We start from the raw sequence: 1,484 nt of genomic DNA on the forward strand, positions 1-1,484 counted from the left end.
TGAAGTTAACCCCCGGAATTGGACAAAGATTCCAATTCGGGGGTTTTCTTATGTCTAAATATTTACTAAAAACTAAATTAGAAGCAGTAGATTTGTATCAAAGAGGATTTAGTACAAAAGAAATTCAAGAGAAATTACATATCACATCACGTAAATCTATTGATGGTTGGATCAATAATTATCAACAGTATGGTAACAGAGGCCTGGAAAAAAGCTTTTCTAAGACAAGATATAGTGGTCAATTTAAATTAGAAGTCTTAAACTGGAGAAAAGAACATAGTGCCAGCTATCAAATTACTGCCAATCATTTTAATATTAAACAACATTCCACTATTGCGAATTGGCAAAGAAAATTAAATGAAGGCGGTGTTGATGCTTTATTTATTAAGCAAGGACGACCATTAATGCATAAAAAGAAAATTAAAGCAAAGAAGCATAAATATACTTCTCAAGAGTTAACTGAACTTGAACGTCTACGTTTAGAGAATCGTGCATTACATGTAGAAAATGAATATCTAAAAAAACTAGATGCCTTAGTTCAGAAACGCGGACATCGGACGAAGAAAGATCTATAGTTAATGAATTAAGGCAAGAATTTGGCTTTAAATTAAAAGAAATATTACCCTACACAAGTTTGTCTAAAAGTACATTCGAGTACCATCCTCATCCAAAAAAGAAGCTGATCAGTGATAAAGCACTTGTTTCAATTATCAAAATGATAAAGAAGCATCATGCCAGTTATGGATACTGGCCTGTAACTGATACTCTGAGGATGACTTATCACCTAATGATTAATCATAAACGTGTTCAACGCTTAATGCGTGAGAACAATTTAGGAGCTAATAAATATAATCTGAGAGCCGGTAAATATGATTCTTCAAAGGGTCCACAAAATAAGAAAGCTAAGAATCGGTTCCATCAAAAGTTTAAGACTGATAGACCATATCAAAAGGTCGTAACTGATATTAGTGAATTTAGATATGGGAACATGACTATCCGTGATCGTGTATATTTATCGCCATTTAAGGACTTATTCAGCGGTGAAATTATTAGTTATACGATCACCGATCGTCCATTAACAAGATATGTTCTAGAAGGATTAGAGGGAGTGTTTACTGCAAGACCAAAGCTATTAAATTATCGAATGACAATCCATAGTGATCAAGGAATTCAATATCAATCTAATCCATATCGACATGCTTTACGAAAACATAAAGTATTTCAAAGCATGTCACGAAGAGCTACATGTCATGATAATGCAGCTATGGAAAGTTTCTTTCACATTATGAAAGTTGAAATGAATTATTTTACACATCACTTTGATACTAAGAAACAATTGGTTAAGGCGATGAAAGAATGGCTAAGTTATTACAATGAAGATAGAATTCGGCACAAACTAAAAGGCTTAACTCCGATTCAATATCGGAATCAAGCCTTAAGTAAAATGATATAAAACTAACGTCCAGTTTTAGGGGTTAGCTTCA

General features: G+C 33.0%; 2 protein-coding genes. Both read left to right on the forward strand.

Features of this window, described 5'->3' with window-relative positions; genetic code table 11:
* On the forward strand, window positions 1–575 hold a 575-nt coding region (locus J3U73_RS10855; protein ID WP_267410439.1), incomplete at its 5' end, for a helix-turn-helix domain-containing protein.
* Window positions 572–1,453 carry an IS3 family transposase gene (locus J3U73_RS10860; protein ID WP_267410440.1) on the forward strand — a complete coding sequence of 294 codons (882 nt, stop codon included), beginning with the start codon at window positions 572–574 and terminating at the stop codon, window positions 1,451–1,453. The genes J3U73_RS10855 and J3U73_RS10860, both read left to right, overlap by 4 nt.
* Window positions 1,454–1,484 lie beyond the last annotated feature (31 nt).

The sequence above is a fragment of the Lactobacillus sp. B4005 genome, assembly GCF_026536045.1.
Classification (GTDB): Bacteria; Bacillota; Bacilli; order Lactobacillales; family Lactobacillaceae; genus Lactobacillus; species Lactobacillus panisapium.